Origin of the sequence: Tsukamurella pseudospumae, assembly GCF_001575195.1 — a bacterium.
GTDB lineage: Bacteria > Actinomycetota > Actinomycetes > Mycobacteriales > Mycobacteriaceae > Tsukamurella > Tsukamurella pseudospumae.
Window position 1 is genome coordinate 24,493 of the sequence record NZ_LSRF01000008.1, and the last position, 17,006, is coordinate 41,498.

Below are 17,006 nucleotides of genomic sequence, written 5' to 3' on the forward strand. Positions count from 1 at the left end.
CGTGATCGGTCGATATCTCCCGCGCGATTCGCCGCTGCACCGCACCCCCGCGGCGGCGAAGCTGGTCGCGATGCTGGCGCTGGTCACCCTCCTCGCGATCGTGCCGCGCCCGGTGCCGCTGGCGGTGTCCGCGGTGGTCGTGGCCGCTCTCTTCCCAGTCGCGCGACTGCGGCCCGTGCACCTGTGGCGGGCCCTGCGCCCGGCGCTGCTGTTCGCGGTGGTGCTCACCGCGTTCTACCTGATCAGCCAGGGCGTCGCCGACGGCGCCCGGGCCGCGATCGGCCCCGTCGGACAGCTCGTGGTGGGCGTCCTGGCGGGCAATCTGCTCGTCTTCACCACCCGCGCGAGCGACCTCGCGGCGCTCGCGGGGCGGGTCCTCGGGTGGCGCGTCGAGCTGCTCGTGGCCCTGACGATCCGTTCCATCCCGACGGTGATCGCCGTCGTCCGGCAGACCCGCGAGGCGGCCTGGGCGCGCGGGCAGCGCGCCTCCCTCGTCCGCGTTCTCCCGACGGTGCTGGTCCGCCTGATCCGCGACGCGGATCTGCTCGGCGAGGCCCTTGCCGCCCGCGGCCTGTAGGGCGGGCAGTGCGTCAGCGGCGCAGATCCAGCGCCGCTGGGGCGCACATTTCAGCGGGTGGGCCGCCTACTTCGCCAGGTACTCGCCCAGCTGCTTGACGATGAGGTTGGCGCCGGTCGGCCCGAGGCCGAGGTACCAGACGTCGTCGTCCACGCGGAAGGCCTTGCCCTTCTGCACGCCGCTCAGCTGCGTCCAGCCCGGATTGGCGAGTGCGGCGGTCTCGCCGGTGTTCTCGGGCTTGCCGTAGCTGGAGTAGAAGATGTAGTCGCCGTCGGCCTGGGAGATGTTCTCCAGCGAGATCTCGGTGGCCAGCTCGTCGATGCCCTGCTTGCCCGCGCGCGGCAGCCCCGCGTCCTGCAGGATCACGCCGATCAGCGACTTGTTGCCGTACAGGCGCAGTCGGTTCGGCATGAACCGCACGAGGGAGATGGTCGGCTTCGCGCCGGTGAAGCGCGCGCTGAGCGCCTTGGCGTTGTCGGCGTAGGAGTTCAGCGCGTCCTTCGCCTTCTGCTCCTCGCCGACCGCGGCGCCGATGAGGCGGAAGTTCTCCTTCCACGGGAAGCCCGGGCGGATGGAGAAGACGGTCGGCGCGATCGCCGAGAGCTGGTCGTACTGCTTGTCGACCCGCAGCTGGCTGCCGAGGATCAGGTCGGGCTTGAGCTTGGCGATGGCCTCGAGGTTCAGGGTGGTGTTCTTGCCCACGGTCTCGACGCCCTGCACCTTGTCGGCGAGGTAGGTCGGAACGGGGCTGGCACCGTCGGTGACCACCATGCCGACCGGCTTGATGCCGAGCGTGATCACGGAGTCGAGCTCGCCGCTGTCGAGCACGACGATGCGCTCCGGCTTCTTCGGGATCTCGGTGACGCCGCGCGCGTGCTTGATGGTGCGGGGGAACACGCCGGGCGCGGCGTCGGTGCCGAGCTTGGCGGTCTCCGCGTCGGCCGTGCCGAACCGCTCGCCGCCGGTCGCGACCTCGGTGTTGCCCGAGTTCTTGGCGTCGTCGTTCGAGTTCGAGCAGGAGCTGATGCCGACGGTGGCGGCCAACAGGACGACTGCGGGCGCGAGTCGTCGGGCGAGGGATCGTGTCATCACCTGCGGAATCCTAGCGGACTATTTAGGTGAGGCATATCAAAGTTGCTCCGGGAAACCGCCGAGAGCCCGAGGTCAGGTCAGCGACGCGATGGTGCGGTCCGTCGTTGCGGGCGAGAACAGGTCGACGACCGGGAGCAGCGCACGCAGCGCGGCGGGCGAGACCTCGACCGGCTGGTGCGTCACGGCCCGGACGAGCCACCGCCCGGCCTCGTCCGGCTCGAGGGCCGAGGCGCCGGAGTACTCGGTCGTCGGGGCGATCATCTCGGTGCGGACCAGCGGGAAGTACACGTTGGTCGCGTGCACGCCCGGATGCGGTCGCTCCGCGTTGAGGCTGCGCCCGAAGATCGACAGCGCGTTCTTGGACGCCGCGTAGGCGGAGAACTTGGGAAAGGTGTTGGCGAGCACGCCCCAGGTGCACACGTTGACGATCTGACCGCGGCCCCGCTCGATCATCCCCGGTAGCACGCCGAGCGAGAGCTGCACGGCCGCGAAGTAATTCAGGTTCATCGTGCGCTGATAGTCGTGGAACCGGTCGGTGGAATCGGCGATGGTCCGCCGGATCGAGTGGCCGGCGTTGTTGATCAGCACGTCAACCTCGCCGAGATTGGTGAGCAGCCCGTCGATCGAGTCGGAGTCCGTCAGGTCGCACACCCGGTACTCGCCGCCGGTCAGCGCGCAGAGCTCCTCGAGCTCCTGCTCGCGCCGCGCCACCGCGATCACGTGGGCTCCGCGCCCGGCCAGCTGGAGCGCCGCCTCACGCCCGATGCCCGACGATGCCCCGGTCACCACGATCCGCAGGCCGCGGACCGTCCGGCCCGGGCCGGACAGGACGTTGTCGAGCGACTCGGGCAGCAGGCTCCGGCGCTGCATCAGGTCACGCAGAGAGATCGACATCGGTCACTTCCTCACGATCACGACGAACGGGCCCGTCTCGGTGACGGCGAACCTGGGGTCCTCGAACAGCTTCTCGGGGAACACGACGGTGTACCGGCGTACGTTCGGGTCGTTCGGGTAGACGTCCTCGGCCAGGCGCAGCGACAGGCCGTCGGCGGATCGTCGGAACACGAACGCGGTCGGGGCGCGCCAGGGCGTGGCGTCGAGCGCGCGGATCAGCTCGTCCGGCGTGTCCAGCTTCGCCCACGACTCGATCAACGCCGACCGGGCGCTGAAGTGCGCCAACGGGTTCGCGTAGTTCGAGGTGAGGTTCTGGAAGCCCCAGTACGGGTAGATCGCGAGGAAGCCGTAGTCGGCGGTGAGCACCACGGTGTCGGTCCGGGGCTTTCCGGTCGCGGCCAGGATCGCCGCGTCCACGTCCTTGTACGACGATTCCGCGCCGGCGGGGCGGCGGTCGCCGCGGTGGCCGTCACCGTCGGTGTCGGAGTAGGCGACGGCGATCTCGCCGGCCAGCTGCGCGGGGATCGTCTGCGCGACGCCGACCGCGGCCAGCGCGCCGAGCACGATCCCGGCCTGTCGGTACCGGGGGTAGCCCTCGCCGAGCGAGCCGACCAGCGAGACCGCAGCGAGCGCGCCCGCGGCGGCCAGCAGGATGTGCAGCACCGGCTCGGTGCGGAAGCCCAGCAGCGTGGTCCCGGCGGGGGCTGCGACCATCGACAGCAGCGCCCAGAGGTACACCCCGCCGACCGCGAGGCCGAGGGCCTGGGCGTGCAGGCAGGTCCGGGCGCGCACCAGGATCCAGACGATGCCGATCAGCGCGAGCGCGCCGAGCAGCGAGAAGTGCAGCATGGGGAAGGGCAGTACGGAGCCCTGTTCGGGCAGGTAATGGAAGGCCGAGCCCTTGGGGTCGGTGCCGTCGCGGAGGGCGCGCAGCAGGAACGGGCCGTAGGCCGGCGTGCCGATGACGATGGCGATGATGCCCATCGCGGCGACGCGTACCGGGTAGCGCCATGCGAACCGGCGCTCGCGCACCCACGCGGCGATCAGCGCGACCACGCCCATCAGCACGACGACGAAGGCCGCGACCCCGAGGTAGAGCGTGTAGAACCAGACCGCGACGCCGAGGTACACACCGACCAGCGCGATCGCGCCGCGATGGCCGCGCAGGATCGCGTACCAGGCGATGATCAGCACGGGCGGGAGCACGATCGCGACCGCCGCGCCGTAGGGCTCGGACGACCCGTAGAGCAGCATCGCGACCGTGGTCGCGAGCGTCGCGGCGATCGCGCGGGCGGGGCTCCACACGGCCAGCCAGAGGGCGAGCGCGATCGACGCGGCCACCGCGAGCGAGATGATCGCCCAGGGCTGGTACGCCTCCCAACCGTCCATCCCGAACGCCCTCGCGAACCGCCCGCCGAGCCAGAACCAGCCGGGCGAGTACAGCGGGGGCATGTCCGCGTAGGTCATGTCGGCGAGCCGCGGTGAGCTCGTGAGGCGCGTGAGGTACTCGGTGCGGAACTGCTGGTCGACGGAGATGCCGCCGAGGTACAGCTTCGTACCGCCGAGCGGCAGCGCCAGGGTGAGCGTGACGAATCCCGCGACCGTCGCGAACGAGACGAGCCGGGCGAGACGGGCGGGCCACCGTCGGGCGTGGGAGAGGACCAGCGCGCAGGCGGTGAGCACCGCGATCGCGGCGACCTGCCCGACGGTCGCGAAGGCCCGCGTGACGTTCGAGCTGCTGTAGGCGGGCCAGTCGACCGAACGGATGGCGAGCCACCCGATGACGCCGACCGCCGCCGCGAGGATCACGGCGGCGGCGAGGTCGAGGGCCAGGTCCCGGGCCCGGACAGGGGCGTCGGGGGCGTCGACGGTGCGCTGTTCAGTCACGCGGGTCAGCGTAGACGGCTTCGTCGCGGGTCATGGACAGCCCTAGATCGGCAGCTTCTTGAAGATCGGCTGGGGGATGTTCTTGAGCCCGAAGCTCACGAAGCCCCACGGCGCGGGCGCGTAGATGAGCGACTTGCCGGCGATCGCGGCGTCGACGGCGAGGCGGCCGATGACGTCCTTGTCGATCGTCAGCGGGGCCTCCTTGACGTGCGCGGAGAACTTGGTGCGCACCATGCCCGGGCGGACGACCAGCACGGAGCCGCCGAAGGGCTCGAGGGCCTGGCCCAGGTTGAGGTAGAAGCCGTCGAAGCCGGCCTTGGAGGAGCCGTAGACGAAGTTGCTCCGACGGGGCCGCAGGCCCGCCACCGAGCTCATCGCGATGATCTGGCCGTGGCCCTGCTCCTTGAACTTCTGCCCCAGGAGCACGCCGACGGACACGGCGCCGGTGTAGTTGACCTGCGCCAGCAGCACGGCCTTGCGTTGGTTCTGCCACAGCTCCTCGGCGTCGAAGTCGAGGGCGAAGGCCACGATCGCGACGTCGATGTCGCCGCCCGCGAAGGCTGCGTCGATGGTCTTCGTGTGACCGTCGAAATCGGTGGCGTCGAAGTCGACGACCTCGACCGAGGTGGCGCCCGCCGCCTCGACCTGGGCGACGGCCTGCTCGCGCAGCGGGTCGTTCGGCAGCGCGGCGAGCACGACGCGGATCGGGCCCTTCGCGAGGTACTCCTCGACGATCGAGAGGCCGATCTCGGAGGTGCCGCCGAGCAGCAGGATGGACTGGGGGACGCCGACGGCGTTCTTCATGGGGATCGTTTCCTTAGTGCTTAGGCGAGTTCGAGGCGTCGGCCGAGGTCGGAGATGAACACACCGGTGGGGTCGATGCGCCGGCGGGTTGCGATCCACTGGTCGATCTGCGGGTACATCGCGTGGAAGCGCTCGGAGGTGGTGCGCGAGTCCTTCGCCGTGTACAGGCGACCGCCCATCGCCATGATGCGCTTGTCGAGCTCGTTGAGGAACTCGGCGACGCCCCGCTTGACGGGGAAGTCCAAGCACACGTTCCAGCCCTTGAACGGGAAGCTCAGCGGCGCCTGGTTACCGTCGCCGAACAGCTTGATCACGTTGAGGAAGCTGACATTGCCGGAGGCCTGGATGTCCTCGATGAGCCGGACGAACTCGGGCTCGTTGCCCGTGGGCACGATGAACTGGTACTGCACGAAGCCGGCCGGGCCGTACGCGTAGTTCCAGCCGCCGAAGACGTCGAGCATGTGGTAGAAGCCCGCGAGGTTCTTCACCTTGCCAGTGCTGGGAGCGCCGGCACGGTAGTAGGCCTCTCCGACCAGAGAGAAGTCGAACTTGTTCGCCAGGCCGTTGGGGAACACGTTCGGGAGGCTGAACAGCGGCTTGTTGTTGAAGCTCAGCGGGTTCTTGCGGTACTTCTCGGGCAGCTCGTCGAGCGTGGCGAGGTTGCCGCGGGAGAAGGTGCCGCGGCCCAGCTTCGGCGGCGCGCTGATCGCGTCGAACCACCCGGACGCGTACTCGTAGCCGTCCTCGAAGCCATCCTGCAGGTGCAGGTCGATGGTCTCCTGCAGTGAGCCGGTGCGCTCGGTGTCGGCGATGAAATAGGCACTCTCGGTGCGCTTCATCTGCACCTTGGCGCGCAGGATGATGCCGGTCATGCCGACACCCGCGACGGTGGCCCAGAACAGCTCACCGTCGGGATCGTCGGACGACCCCTTCGGGGTCAGCGTGAGCACCTTGCCGTCGGCCGTGAGCAGCGTCATCTCGGTGACGTGGTTGCCGAACGACCCCTGGCTGTGGTGATTCTTGCCGTGGATGTCGTGCGCGATCGCGCCGCCGATGGTGACCTGGCGCGTTCCGGGGAGCACGGGCACCCACAGGCCGTAGGGCAGCGCCGCCTGCATCAGCGTGTCGAGGCTGACGCCTGCATCCAGCTCGACGATGCCGGTGTCGGCATCGATGTCGTGGATCGCGCTGAGCGGCGTCATGTCGATGGTCAGGCCGCCGGAGTTCTGCGCCGACTCGTTGTACGAGCGGCCCAGGCCGCGCGCGATGACGCCGCGGCGCAGGTAGGCGGGCTTGTCGGCCTCGGCGTCGGCGACGATGGCCACCGCTCGAGCGATCTGGTCCACGTCGGGCGTGGACAGCACGTGCCCCTCGATGGGCGTGGTGCGCGACCAGCCCACGAGCTTGCGCGTCGAGATGGGCAGATAGGGAAGAGTTGTCTCGGACATCGCAGGCCAGAATACCGCGCCCAACCTGAGTCGACACTGAGCTTTCCGACCGCTGTGACCTCGTCCTCGTCACACTCAGGAGCCCTGGGGCCGCCCGGGCTCGGTGGTCACGGACAGCCGGGGCTTGTCGTCCGACGGTGCGCCGGGCTCGCGCAGGTGCTCCCACATCGCGTCCACGAGCGGCTGGAGGAACAAAGTGCCGAGCTGCCGGACCATCATGGCGATGACCTGGTCGGACTCGGGGCGGTCGGTGGACGCGAGGTGGGCCGCACGCAGCCGCACCACCTCGCTGCGGCCGAGCTCGGTGAGCCGGATCAAGAGGCGCGAGCCCGCGGGGTCGAGGAAGGAACGGCGCAGGTAGTCCACGACGGCCGGATGCCGGGCCAGCATCTCGCGGACGGCCGCGTCGCGTGCGGCCGCGATCTCCGCGGGAGGGCCCTCGTCCGGCACGCTCGCTATCGCCCGGGCGTGGTATTCGACGATCTGCTCCTCGACCGCGCCGCGCAGCCCGTCCTTCGTCGTGAAGTGGTGCTGCACGAGGCCGACGGTGACCCCCGCGCGGGCCGCGACGGCGCGCAGGGGGACGGCGCTCGCACCCTGCGCGGCGAACAGCTCCAGTGCGGCGTTGCGGATCCTCGCCTTGGCGGTGAGGTCGTCGCTCGTCGCAGGGAGATCGGTCACGGATGTCCCTTCCACCTGCGTGATGGTACTGGCTCGGGGGTTGCGCTGTACATACGCATCGTGGACTATACAAACGTATCGTACGTTGATCGAACTGGAGAAGAGACCACCGTGACCGCACTGTTCCCCGAGTACCGCCCTTCCTGGGAGACCCCCGAGCACACGGAGCTGCGCGCGCACGCCGCGGAGTTCTTCCGCCGTGAGGCCGCCCCGAACCAGGAGCGATGGGCCGAGCAGCACCAGGTGGACCGTGATTTCTGGAACAAGGCGGGCGCGGCCGGACTGCTGTGCACGGAGCTGCCCGAGTCCCTCGGCGGTGCCGGCGGGGACTTCGGCCACGATTCGGTGGTCGTGCAGGAGCTGGCCCTGTCGGGGGACTCCGCCTTCGGATTCGGCGTCCACTCGACGATCTGTGCGCACTACATCGAGGACTGCGGGACCGAGGAGCAGCGAGCGCGATGGCTGCCCGGCGCCGCCTCCGGCGATGCGGTCCTCGCGATCGCGATGACCGAACCCGGTACCGGCTCCGACCTGCAGGCCGTGCGCACGACCGCCGTCCGCGAGGGCGACGAGTACGTCATCAACGGCAGCAAGACCTTCATCTCCAACGGCAGCCACTGCGACCTGCTCATCGTCGTCGCCAAGACCGATCCGTCCCAGGGTGCCAAGGGCATCTCGCTCATCGTCGCCGAGACCGCCGGACTCCCGGGCTTCGAGCGCGGGCGAGTGCTCAAGAAGATCGGCCAGCACGGCCAGGACACGCGCGAACTCTCCTTCGTCGACATGCGGGTTCCGGTCGCGAACCTCCTCGGCGGTGTCGAGGGCAAGGGCTTCTACCAGCTGATGCGACAGCTTCCGCGCGAGCGGCTGAGCATCGCGATCGGCGGTGTCGCGGCCGCGGAGGCCGCGCTCGCGGAGGCGGTCCGGTACACCAAGGAGCGCAAGGCCTTCGGTAGCGCGATCGCCGATTTCCAGAACACCAAGTTCGTGCTCGCCGAGTGCAAGGCCGAGGTCCTCGCCGGAAAGACGCTGGTGGACCACTGCATCGGGCTCGCCATCACCGGTGGCCTGGACGCCGCCACGGCCTCGATGGCGAAGTTGTGGGCGACGGAGATGCAGTGTCGCGTGATCGACCGCTGCCTGCAGCTGTTCGGCGGCTACGGCTACATGATGGAGTACCCGATCGCCCAGATGTACGCGGCGGCGCGCGTCCAGAAGATCTACGGAGGCACCAACGAGATCATGAAAGAGCTGATCGCCCGGGGGATCTGAGGTCCGCGCGAAGGGCCTCGAGGGCATGGTGCTGGCGGACCCGGACGGTGTTCGGCGAGAGCCGTAGGGCGGCGGCCGTCTGCTCGACGGTGCGCCGCTGCACCACGCGCAGGTGCAACACGCGGTACAGCTCGGGCGGAAGCGCTGCCCGCAGGCGCGCATCGGCGCACGGAGATTCGGGTCCCATGGTTCTTCCCACGGTAGGGAGCCGCGCGCCGTCACCGCATCCGCCGAACGGATGATGAGTCCTCCGACTATCGGACGATTCGACGTTGGACGACGTGCGGACCGATTCGGCGGTACGTTGAGAGGGACCGAGACGGACGCCATCCGAGGAGGTCCGATGAACGAATCTTGGGCCGAGACCGTTGCCCGGGCCACCGAACTCCGACGCGAACTTCATCGCCGCCCCGAACTCGCGTGGGCGGAGCAGGTCACCGCCGCGACCGTGCGCGCCGAACTCGACGCGATCGGCCTCGCGTGGAAGGCCTGTGCGGGCACGGGCATCGTCGTCCGGCTCGCGCCGGACGCCGCCGGGCGGCACACGGCGCTGCGCGCCGACCTCGATGCCATGCCGATTCCGGAGGCGACGGGACTGCCGTACGCCTCGGAGAACGACGGCGTCATGCACGCGTGCGGTCACGACGGCCACACCGCCGCGCTGCTCGCCGCAGCCCGCTGGCTGCACCGCCACAGGTCATCCCTTCCGGGTCCCGTCACCCTGCTGTTCCAGCCGGCCGAGGAGGGCGGGCACGGAGCGCGAGGGATGATCGACGACGGTGCGCTCGACGGCGTGGATGTCGTCTTCGGCTGGCACAATTGGCCCGGACTGCCCTTCGGCCGGGCGCTGTGCCCCGACGGTGCCGTGATGTCGGCGAACGGGACCTTCGAGGTCGAGCTGGTCGGCCGGGGCGGCCACGCCTCACAGCCCGAGGCGACCCGCGACCCCGTGCTCGCCGCGGCCGCGGTCGTCGTCGCCCTGCAGCAGATCGTTGCGCGGCGAATGTCGCCGCAGCAGGCGGCCGTCGTCGCCGTCACGTCGTTGCGCGCCGAGAGCGCCGCCACCGTCACGCCCGGGTCGGCCTCGCTCGCCGGCAGCATCCGCGCCGCGGACGACGGTGCGCGCACCCGCGTCTTCAGGCTCATCGACGAGATCGCCCGGGCCACCGCCGCGGCGCACGGCGTGGCGGCCGAGGTCCGGACCGTCGTGCGCTACGGCGCCACCGTCAACCATCCGGGGCCGGCGGCCGAACTGCGGGAACGTCTTTCGACGGTGCTCGGCCCCGACTGGCACGATCCCGCCGCGCCGACACCGGTCCTCGCCTCCGAGGACTTCAGCTACTACCTGCAGCGGATACCCGGTGCGTTCGCACTCCTCGGCACCGGCACGACGGCGCCGCTGCACAGCGCCGACTACGACTTCGACGATGCCCTGCTCGAACCCGCCGCGCGCCTGCTGGTGGGTCTCACGGGAGCGCCGGAGCCGCCCTGAACGGAAGAAAACCGCACGGAACGAGAGGGATTCGCATGGATACCACTGCATTCGAGAACTGGGAATCGGAAGTCCGCGGCTACTGCCGGAACTTCCCCACCGTCTTCGCGTCCGCCTTGAACGCTCGGCAGGTGGACGAAGCCGGGAAGAGCTACATCGACTTCTTCGCCGGCGCCGGTGTGCTCAACTTCGGGCACAACAACCCGAACATGAAGCGCGCCATGATCGACTTCCTCGAAGCCGACGGCGTCGTCCACAGCCTCGACACCTACACCACCACCAAACGCGATTTCCTCACCCGCTTCCATGACGTGATCCTCGCGCCGCGCGGCATGGACCACCGCATGCAGTTCACCGGCCCGACCGGCACCAACGCGGTGGAGGCGGCCCTCAAGCTGGCACGGCTGGCCACCGGCCGGCGCGAGGTCGTGGCGTTCAGCCACGGCTTCCACGGCATGACCCTCGGCGCGCTCGCCGCGACCGCGAACGAGGCCTTCCGGCAATGGGCCGGCGTGCCCCTGCGCGATGTCGTCCGCCTGCCCTTCGAGACCGCGCCCGGCGGGAAGACCGCGCTCGCCGACTACGCCGCCGCCCTGGCGGATCCGTCCAGCGGCCACACCGCGCCCGCCGCCTTCCTCGTGGAGGCCGTGCAGGCCGAGGGCGGTGTGAACGTCGCGAGCCCCGACTGGCTGCACGCGGTGCAGGACCTCGCCCGGGAGACCGGCTCGCTCTTCATCATCGACGACATCCAGGCCGGCTGCGGCCGCACCGGCAGCTACTTCAGCTTCGACGGCTACGACCTCGACCCCGACGTGATCACCCTGGCCAAGGGCCTCGGCGGCTACGGCACTCCGATCGCGATGAACCTCAACAAGCCCGCGGTCGACGCGCACTGGTCCCCCGGCGCGCACACCGGTACTTTCCGCGGTCAGGGCCTGTCGATGGTGGCGGGCACCGTCGCCCTCGACTACTTCGCCGACGACGTGCTGATGGACGCGGTCCGGGCGAAGGGCGAGACGATGCGCGAGCGGCTCGCGGCGATCGCCGCGGCCCACCCGGACCGGGACTGGGAGGTGCGCGGCAAGGGCATGATGCAGGCGCTGGACACGGGCGACGGCGCTTTCGCCAAGGCCGTGCAGAAGGCGTGCTTCGACGAGGGGCTGCTCATCGGCCCCTGCGGCAGCGGCGGTCGGGTCCTCAAACTCATTCCACCGCTGACGATCCCCGACGAGGACCTGGTCGCGGGCCTCGACATCCTGGAGCGGGCCGTGGCGGAGGTGGCGCGATGAGGGCGCGCGACGACATGACCTTCCCACCCGAGGAGTACGAGCGGCGCTTGTCGGAGCTGCGGGAGCGGATGGACAAGCGAGGGCTCGACGCGGTGGTGATCACCGATCCCGAGAACCTCATGTACCTCACCGACTACCAGACCACCGGGTACTCGTTCTTCCAGGCGTTGGTCGTCCCGCTCGAGGACGAGCCCGTCATGATCACCCGCGCGATGGAGGAGTCGAACGTGATCGCGCGGACCTGGGTCGAGCGCACCCGGCCGTACCCCGACACGGGCGATGCCATCCAGGAACTGGTGCTCACCCTCAAGGAGGGCGGGCTCGGAACCAAACGCGTGGGCTACGAGCGCAACAGCTACTTCTTCCCCGCCTACCAGCAGGACCGCGTGCACACCTCGTTCCAGCAGGGCGTGCTCATGGACTGCTTCGGCATCGTCGAGGCCGGCCGGGCGCGCAAGTCCGCCGCCGAGATCGCGGTGATGCGCAAGGCCGCCCACGCGGCGGAAGCGGGCATGGCCGCCGGGCTGGAGGCCGCGGTGCCCGGCAACACGGAGAACGACGTGGCGGCGGCGATCAGCGCCGCGATGTTCCGGGCGGGCGGCGAGTTCCCCGCCGTGATGCCCTATGTCGCGTCGGGCCCGCGGTCGATGATCGGCCACGCCACCTGGGAGGGCCGCACGATCGAGCCGGGGGAGCACGTCTTCCTGGAGGTGGGCGGCTGCTACCGCCGCTATCACGCGGCGCTCATGCGCACGGTCGTCAACGGGGAACTGTCGGGCACCATGTTCGAGGCGCAGGAGCGGATGAAGCTGGCGCTCTCGGAACTGAAGTCGCTGATGCGGCCGGGTATGACGGTGTCCGACGCCGATTCGCTGGTGCGCCGCATCATCTCGGACAACACCGTCGGGGCGCGCCTGGTGACCCGGTCCGGCTACTCGATCGGGATCGCCTTCCCGCCGTCGTGGGACGAGGGCTACATCCTGTCCCTCAACCCGGGCGATTTCACCGCGCTGGAACCGGGCATGACCTTCCACGTGATCCCGTGGATGTGGGGTGTCGACGGCGACAAGACCGTGGGCATCTCCGACACCATCCGGATCACCGACGACGGGTGCGAGTCCTTCTTCACGCTGGACGAGGACTTCACCGTGCACGACGGTTCCGCCGGCGGCGGTACGACACACCAGGACACGACCGAGGAGACGCTGCCATGACCACGATGCTGACCGCGATCGATCCCTCGACCGGTGAACAGATCCGGGAGGTTCCGGCCGCCGGGCCCGTGGAGATCGAGACGACGCTCGAGCGCGCCGAATCCGCCTTCGTCGACTGGCGGCGGACCGGATTCACCGAACGGGCGAGGTTGCTGCGCGCAGTGGGCGCCGAACTCCGCAGGGGTGTCGAGGATTACGCGTACGTGATGACCGAAGAGATGGGCAAGCCCATCACCGAGGCGCGTGGCGAGGTGATCAAGGCGGCATGGGCGGCGGAGCACTACGCCGAGCACGGCGAGCAGTACCTGGCGGCGGAGTCCGTCGAATCCGATGCCACATCCAGCTACGTGCAGTACCTGCCGCTCGGCCCGGTACTCGGCGTGCTGCCGTGGAACGCCCCGTTCTGGCTGGCCTTCCGGTTCTGCGCGCCCGCGCTCATGGCGGGGAACACCGCGGTCATGAAGCACGATCCGCACGTGCCCGGCTGCGCCGCCGCGATCGCGGGTGCCTTCCGCGCGGTCGGCGCGCCCGACGGGGTCTTCGCATCCCTCCCGGCGGCCACCCCCGACGTGGCCGGAGTGATCCGCGACCGCCGGATCCGGGCGGTGTCCTTCACCGGGTCCGATCGCGCCGGCGCCGCGGTCGCCGCCGTGGCCGCGTCGGAGATCAAGCCCGCCGTGCTCGAGCTGGGCGGCTCGGACCCGTCGATCGTGTTGGCGGACGCCGACATCGAGGCCGCGGCCGAGACGCTCGCGCTGTCCCGGATCATCAACGCCGGACAATCCTGCATCGCGGCCAAGCGGATCATCGTCGAGCGGCCGGTGCACGACGAGTTCGTCGAGGCGCTGCGCGCACGGCTCGCCGCGCTGCGGATGGGCGATCCCCGCCACGACGACACTCAGGTGGGACCGATCGCGCGTGCCGACCTGCGCGAGAACCTGCACCGCCAGGTCACCGAGACCGTCACCGCCGGTGGGACCTGTCTCCTCGGCGGGACGGTGCCCGACGGCCCCGGCTTCTACTACCCGCCCACCCTGCTGACCGGCGTGCGCCCGGGCATGGCCGCGTGCGCCGAGGAGACCTTCGGCCCCGTCGCCGCGGTGATGGCGGCGGTCGACGCCGAGCACGCCGTCGACCTCGCCAACGCCACCCCGTACGGCCTCGCCGCGAGCGTGTGGACCGACGTCGCGCGCGGCGAGGCCATGGCGCGTGAGCTGGAGGCCGGACAGGTCAGCGTCAACGGCATCGTCAAGACCGACCCGCGGCTGCCCAGCGGCGGGATCAAACGCTCCGGCTACGGCCGCGAACTGGGCCGCGCCGGTATCCACGAGTTCGTCAACGCCCAGCAGGTGTGGGTGGGGCCGAAGCGGGACTGACCGTGCCGCCGCCTATTCGACGGTGACCGACTTCGCCAGGTTCCGGGGACGGTCGATGTTGAGGCCCAGGCTCAGCGCCGCGTAGTAGGCCAGCAGCTGGGTGGGGATCATCAGCAGGATCGGGTCCAGCTCGGGCTCGTTCTTGGGCACCGTCAGCGTCACCTTGGACTCGGGCAGGTCGACGCCCGGGTTGGTGATCGCCACGATGTCGCCGCCGCGGGCCGCGATCTCGTGCAGGGCACCGATGTTGCGGTCGAGCAGCTCGTCGTCCGGCACGATCGCGACGGTCGGCATCTCCGGGTTGATCAGCGCGAGCGGGCCGTGCTTGAGCTCGGAGGCCTGGTACGCCTCGGCGTGCCGGTAGCTGATCTCCTTGAACTTCTGCGCGCCCTCGCGGGCGGTCGGGTACCCGCGCACCCGGCCGATGAAGAACAGGCTCGGCGCCTCGGCGAGCAGCTTCGCGGCCTGCTCGACATCGCCGGGGGCGTCGATGATCTCACCGATCTGCGCAGGGAGGGCCTTGAGGCCCTTGACGATCCGCGTACCGTCGGTGATGGAGAGGTCGCGGACGCGGCCCAGGGCGAGCGCGAGCAGAGCGAAGCCGACCGCCATGTGCGTATTGGCCTTGGTGGAGGCGACGGAGACCTCGGGCCCGGCGTGCAGGTAGATGCCGCCCGAGACCTCGCGCGCGATGGTCGAGCCGACCACGTTGACCAGGCCGACGATGGTGCCGCCCTTGCGCTTGACCTCCTGCACCGCGAACGCGGTGTCGGCGGTCTCGCCCGACTGGCTCACGGCGACGTACAGGGTGTCGGGCTCGACGATCGGGTTGCGGTAACGGAACTCACTGGCGGGCTCGGCGTCCGCGGGGATGCGCGCGAGCTCCTCGATGAGCGACGCGCCGAGCTGACCCATGTAATAGGCACTGCCGCAACCGAGGATCTTGACGCGCTTGAACCGGCGCATCGCCTGCGCATCCAGGTTCAGGCCGTCGAGGCGGGCGGTGGCGAACCGTTCGTCGAGCCGGCCGGAGAGCATCCGCTCGAGCGAGAAGGGCTGCTCGGCGATCTCCTTGAGCATGAAGTGGCTGTGGTTGCCCAGCTCCAGGTCGTCGGGCGAGATGTCCACGGTGGTGGCCGACTTCGCGACGGCGCGGTTGTCGTCGGCGTTGAACATGCGGAACCCGGACGCGGTGACGGTGGCGCACTCGCCGTCGTCCAGGTGGACCACCTGGCTGGTGTGCCGCACCACGGCGGAGATGTCGGAGGCGACGAACATCTCCTTGTCGCCCACGCCGAGGATCAGCGGCGAGCCGTTGCGGGCCACGACGATCCGGTCGGGGTGCTCGGTGTCGATCACGGCCAGTGCGTAGGTGCCGCTGAGCCGGGCCAGGGTCTGCCGGACGGCGTCCTCCAGGTTGTCCGCGCCGGTGCGGGCGATGAGGTGCGCGACCGCCTCGGTGTCGGTGTCGGAGGTGAGCTCCACCCCGTCGGCCTCGAGTTCGAGGCGGAGGTCCCGGGCGTTGTCGATGATGCCGTTGTGCACCACGAAGATCCGCTCGGTCACGTCGGTGTGCGGGTGGGCGTTCGGCTCCGAGGGAGCGCCGTGCGTGGCCCACCGGGTGTGGCCGATGCCGGTCTTGCCCGCCAGCCGCTTGGGCAGCGCCGCCTCGAGATCGCGGACGCGGCCGACGCTGCGCACTCGCTTGGCGCCCGACGGGCCGAGGACCGCGATGCCCGCCGAGTCGTACCCGCGGTACTCGAGCTGGGTGAGCCCGTCGACGAGGATGTCCACGGCCGTCTGGCCACCGATGTATCCGACGATTCCGCACATGCTGGGGTGGGGCTCCTAGCTGTAGATGAGACGGCGCAGCTGCCGCTCGGTGAGATCGGGCGCGGCGACGAGCCTGCTGCGCAGCTCGTCGGACAGGGTCGCGAAGATCTCCGCGTTCTTCGCCCCGCGGCCCTGCAGGGCGCTGTGGCGGCGGCGGACGAACTCCTCGACGGGTTCCCGGTAGTAGGCCGTGACATCGTCGATCACGCGCCCGGCCTCGGCGGCCGAGAGCCCCGTGGTCCGCGCGATGTGATCCACGAGGTCGCTGTCCGGCACGCCTCGATCTTGCGGGTTCGACGGTGCCGTGTCAATTATCTGCCCGGAATCGGGCAGAACTGAGACGAAACCTGCGTATCGCGACGCGCTCGAGTCGCGATGTCAAGAAGGCTTGACATAGAAATGTCAAGTCTGCTTGACTATGTGCGTGGAGGATGAGAACCCGGTGCGGGCGCGGCGACGCGCCCAGCGCATCACCCAGGCCGAGCTGGCCGTCGTCGTCGGCGTGAGCCGTCAGACGGTGGTCTCGGTCGAGAAGGGCGACTACGCGCCCAGCGTGTACCTGGCGTTGAAGATCGCCCGGGCCCTCGACAGCACCGTCGAATTGCTTTTTCCGCTGGAGGAGGAGAGTCATGTCCGCTGATACGAAGCTCGAGGAGTTCATCCTGGCCCCGTCGGACCCGGCCTGGGGCGACGAGCGCAACCGGGACGAGTACTACCGCGCCAATGCGATCGCCTCCTTCTGGAGCATCTACGCCTTCTTCGGGGTGGCGATCGTCGCGGCGGCCGAGGGCGCGGTGGCAGCCGCGCTGCTCGCGCTCGTCGCGCCGGGGGCGATCCAGATGACGGCGGTGCAGCGGTACTGCCGGCGGCACGGGGTGCCCCTGAGCCAGGTGCTGAGCATGTTCAACCGCGGTCGGCGGCGGTGGATATCCCTGGCGACCACGATCCCCCTCGGGCTCGCGGCGCTGATCCTGATCCTGCTGCACGAGGGCGGCCGGTTCCGCGATCTGGGCACGCTCGCGGGCGGCCTGGTCGGCGGTGTCGTGGGCGCCGGCGCGGCTTTCGTCGCCCTGCGCGTGCTCGCCTCCCGCGAGCGCAAGAGCGAGGAGCGGGCCGCCGCCGAGGACGACGTATTCGAATAACGAAG

The 17,006-nt window shown here is 70.0% G+C and carries 17 protein-coding genes; 8 read left to right on the forward strand and 9 right to left on the reverse strand.

Features of this window, described 5'->3' with window-relative positions:
• The first annotated feature begins 1 nt into the window (after nucleotide 1).
• Complete coding sequence (locus AXK60_RS06495; RefSeq protein ID WP_068570258.1) at nucleotides 2–577, forward strand: energy-coupling factor transporter transmembrane component T family protein; 576 nt, start codon at nucleotides 2–4, stop codon at nucleotides 575–577.
• 66 nt (nucleotides 578–643) lie between these two features.
• Here the strand turns inward: AXK60_RS06495 and AXK60_RS06500 are convergent, their stop codons facing one another.
• From AXK60_RS06500 to AXK60_RS06525, 6 genes are all read right to left on the reverse strand, one after another.
• Nucleotides 644–1,666, reverse strand: a complete 1,023-nt coding sequence (locus AXK60_RS06500; RefSeq protein ID WP_068570259.1) for an ABC transporter substrate-binding protein — start codon at nucleotides 1,664–1,666, stop codon at nucleotides 644–646.
• Nucleotides 1,667–1,741: 75 nt separating this feature from the next.
• Nucleotides 1,742–2,563 (reverse strand): SDR family NAD(P)-dependent oxidoreductase, encoded by an 822-nt coding sequence (locus AXK60_RS06505; protein WP_068570260.1) that lies wholly within the window; start codon nucleotides 2,561–2,563, stop codon nucleotides 1,742–1,744.
• A 3-nt stretch (nucleotides 2,564–2,566) separates the two neighbouring features.
• Nucleotides 2,567–4,450, reverse strand: coding sequence for a galactan 5-O-arabinofuranosyltransferase (locus AXK60_RS06510; RefSeq protein ID WP_082777862.1), 1,884 nt, complete (start codon nucleotides 4,448–4,450; stop codon nucleotides 2,567–2,569).
• A gap of 42 nt (nucleotides 4,451–4,492) precedes the next feature.
• The gene (dprE2, locus tag AXK60_RS06515; protein WP_068570261.1) at nucleotides 4,493–5,254 is read right to left on the reverse strand and encodes a decaprenylphospho-beta-D-erythro-pentofuranosid-2-ulose 2-reductase; all 762 of its coding nucleotides are present in this window, start codon (nucleotides 5,252–5,254) and stop codon (nucleotides 4,493–4,495) included.
• A 20-nt stretch (nucleotides 5,255–5,274) separates the two neighbouring features.
• Nucleotides 5,275–6,702, reverse strand: a complete 1,428-nt coding sequence (dprE1, locus tag AXK60_RS06520; protein WP_068570262.1) for a decaprenylphosphoryl-beta-D-ribose oxidase — start codon at nucleotides 6,700–6,702, stop codon at nucleotides 5,275–5,277.
• Between the two features lie 75 nt (nucleotides 6,703–6,777).
• Nucleotides 6,778–7,383, reverse strand: a complete 606-nt coding sequence (locus AXK60_RS06525; RefSeq protein WP_068570263.1) for a TetR/AcrR family transcriptional regulator — start codon at nucleotides 7,381–7,383, stop codon at nucleotides 6,778–6,780.
• Between the two features lie 111 nt (nucleotides 7,384–7,494).
• Between AXK60_RS06525 and AXK60_RS06530 the strand changes: the two genes are divergently transcribed.
• Nucleotides 7,495–8,655 carry an acyl-CoA dehydrogenase family protein gene (locus tag AXK60_RS06530; protein ID WP_068570264.1) on the forward strand — a complete coding sequence of 387 codons (1,161 nt, stop codon included), beginning with the start codon at nucleotides 7,495–7,497 and terminating at the stop codon, nucleotides 8,653–8,655.
• Here the strand turns inward: AXK60_RS06530 and AXK60_RS27915 are convergent.
• Nucleotides 8,624–9,058 (reverse strand): RNA polymerase sigma factor, encoded by a 435-nt coding sequence (locus AXK60_RS27915; RefSeq protein ID WP_082777867.1) that lies wholly within the window; start codon nucleotides 9,056–9,058, stop codon nucleotides 8,624–8,626. The two genes, AXK60_RS06530 and AXK60_RS27915, sit on opposite strands and share 32 nt — an antisense overlap.
• On the opposite strand from AXK60_RS27915, the gene doeB2 reads away from it, so the two are divergent.
• From doeB2 to AXK60_RS06550, 4 genes are read left to right on the forward strand one after another with little or no spacing between them, the layout of a single operon-like run.
• A complete protein-coding gene (doeB2, locus tag AXK60_RS06535; protein WP_068570265.1) occupies nucleotides 8,999–10,147 on the forward strand; it encodes a N(2)-acetyl-L-2,4-diaminobutanoate deacetylase DoeB2 in 1,149 nt (382 codons plus the stop codon). The genes AXK60_RS27915 and doeB2 overlap by 60 nt on opposite strands.
• Nucleotides 10,148–10,182: 35 nt before the next feature.
• Nucleotides 10,183–11,436 (forward strand): aspartate aminotransferase family protein, encoded by a 1,254-nt coding sequence (locus tag AXK60_RS06540; protein WP_068570266.1) that lies wholly within the window; start codon nucleotides 10,183–10,185, stop codon nucleotides 11,434–11,436.
• Nucleotides 11,433–12,650: an ectoine hydrolase gene (doeA, locus tag AXK60_RS06545; RefSeq protein ID WP_068570267.1), complete on the forward strand. Its 1,218-nt coding sequence runs from the start codon at nucleotides 11,433–11,435 to the stop codon at nucleotides 12,648–12,650. The genes AXK60_RS06540 and doeA overlap by 4 nt, the downstream gene beginning before the upstream one ends.
• Nucleotides 12,647–14,026 (forward strand): aldehyde dehydrogenase family protein, encoded by a 1,380-nt coding sequence (locus AXK60_RS06550; protein ID WP_082777863.1) that lies wholly within the window; start codon nucleotides 12,647–12,649, stop codon nucleotides 14,024–14,026. Before doeA ends, AXK60_RS06550 begins: the two co-directional genes overlap by 4 nt.
• Before the next feature lie 12 nt (nucleotides 14,027–14,038).
• Here the strand turns inward: AXK60_RS06550 and glmS are convergent, their stop codons facing one another.
• Entirely contained in the window at nucleotides 14,039–15,859 is a 1,821-nt protein-coding gene (glmS, locus tag AXK60_RS06555) for a glutamine--fructose-6-phosphate transaminase (isomerizing) (RefSeq protein ID WP_068570268.1), read from the reverse strand.
• Between the two features lie 15 nt (nucleotides 15,860–15,874).
• On the reverse strand, nucleotides 15,875–16,135 hold the full coding sequence (locus AXK60_RS06560; RefSeq protein WP_068570269.1) for an HU family DNA-binding protein: 261 nt from the start codon (nucleotides 16,133–16,135) through the stop codon (nucleotides 15,875–15,877).
• A 148-nt stretch (nucleotides 16,136–16,283) separates the two neighbouring features.
• On the opposite strand from AXK60_RS06560, the gene AXK60_RS06565 reads away from it, so the two are divergent.
• Nucleotides 16,284–16,499, forward strand: a complete 216-nt coding sequence (locus AXK60_RS06565; protein WP_231855487.1) for a helix-turn-helix transcriptional regulator — start codon at nucleotides 16,284–16,286, stop codon at nucleotides 16,497–16,499.
• Nucleotides 16,489–17,001, forward strand: coding sequence for a hypothetical protein (locus tag AXK60_RS06570; protein WP_068570271.1), 513 nt, complete (start codon nucleotides 16,489–16,491; stop codon nucleotides 16,999–17,001). Before AXK60_RS06565 ends, AXK60_RS06570 begins: the two co-directional genes overlap by 11 nt.
• Nucleotides 17,002–17,006: the final 5 nt, after the last annotated feature.

What these genes read in the sequence shown, in the direction of transcription:
- AXK60_RS06500 (WP_068570259.1), bottom strand. Translation starts at nt 1,666, where the DNA reads ATGACACGATCCCTCGCCCGACGACTCGCGCCCGCAGTCGTCCTGTTG.
- doeA (WP_068570267.1), top strand. Translation starts at nt 11,433, where the DNA reads ATGAGGGCGCGCGACGACATGACCTTCCCACCCGAGGAGTACGAGCGG.
- AXK60_RS06570 (WP_068570271.1), top strand. Translation starts at nt 16,489, where the DNA reads ATGTCCGCTGATACGAAGCTCGAGGAGTTCATCCTGGCCCCGTCGGAC.
- AXK60_RS06505 (WP_068570260.1), bottom strand. Translation starts at nt 2,563, where the DNA reads ATGTCGATCTCTCTGCGTGACCTGATGCAGCGCCGGAGCCTGCTGCCC.
- dprE2 (WP_068570261.1), bottom strand. Translation starts at nt 5,254, where the DNA reads ATGAAGAACGCCGTCGGCGTCCCCCAGTCCATCCTGCTGCTCGGCGGC.
- glmS (WP_068570268.1), bottom strand. Translation starts at nt 15,859, where the DNA reads ATGTGCGGAATCGTCGGATACATCGGTGGCCAGACGGCCGTGGACATC.
- doeB2 (WP_068570265.1), top strand. Translation starts at nt 8,999, where the DNA reads ATGAACGAATCTTGGGCCGAGACCGTTGCCCGGGCCACCGAACTCCGA.
- AXK60_RS27915 (WP_082777867.1), bottom strand. Translation starts at nt 9,058, where the DNA reads ATGAAGTTCGCGTCGGAGTTCGGTGGCCCGGGCAACGGTCTCGGCCCA.
- AXK60_RS06540 (WP_068570266.1), top strand. Translation starts at nt 10,183, where the DNA reads ATGGATACCACTGCATTCGAGAACTGGGAATCGGAAGTCCGCGGCTAC.
- dprE1 (WP_068570262.1), bottom strand. Translation starts at nt 6,702, where the DNA reads ATGTCCGAGACAACTCTTCCCTATCTGCCCATCTCGACGCGCAAGCTC.
- AXK60_RS06550 (WP_082777863.1), top strand. Translation starts at nt 12,647, where the DNA reads ATGACCACGATGCTGACCGCGATCGATCCCTCGACCGGTGAACAGATC.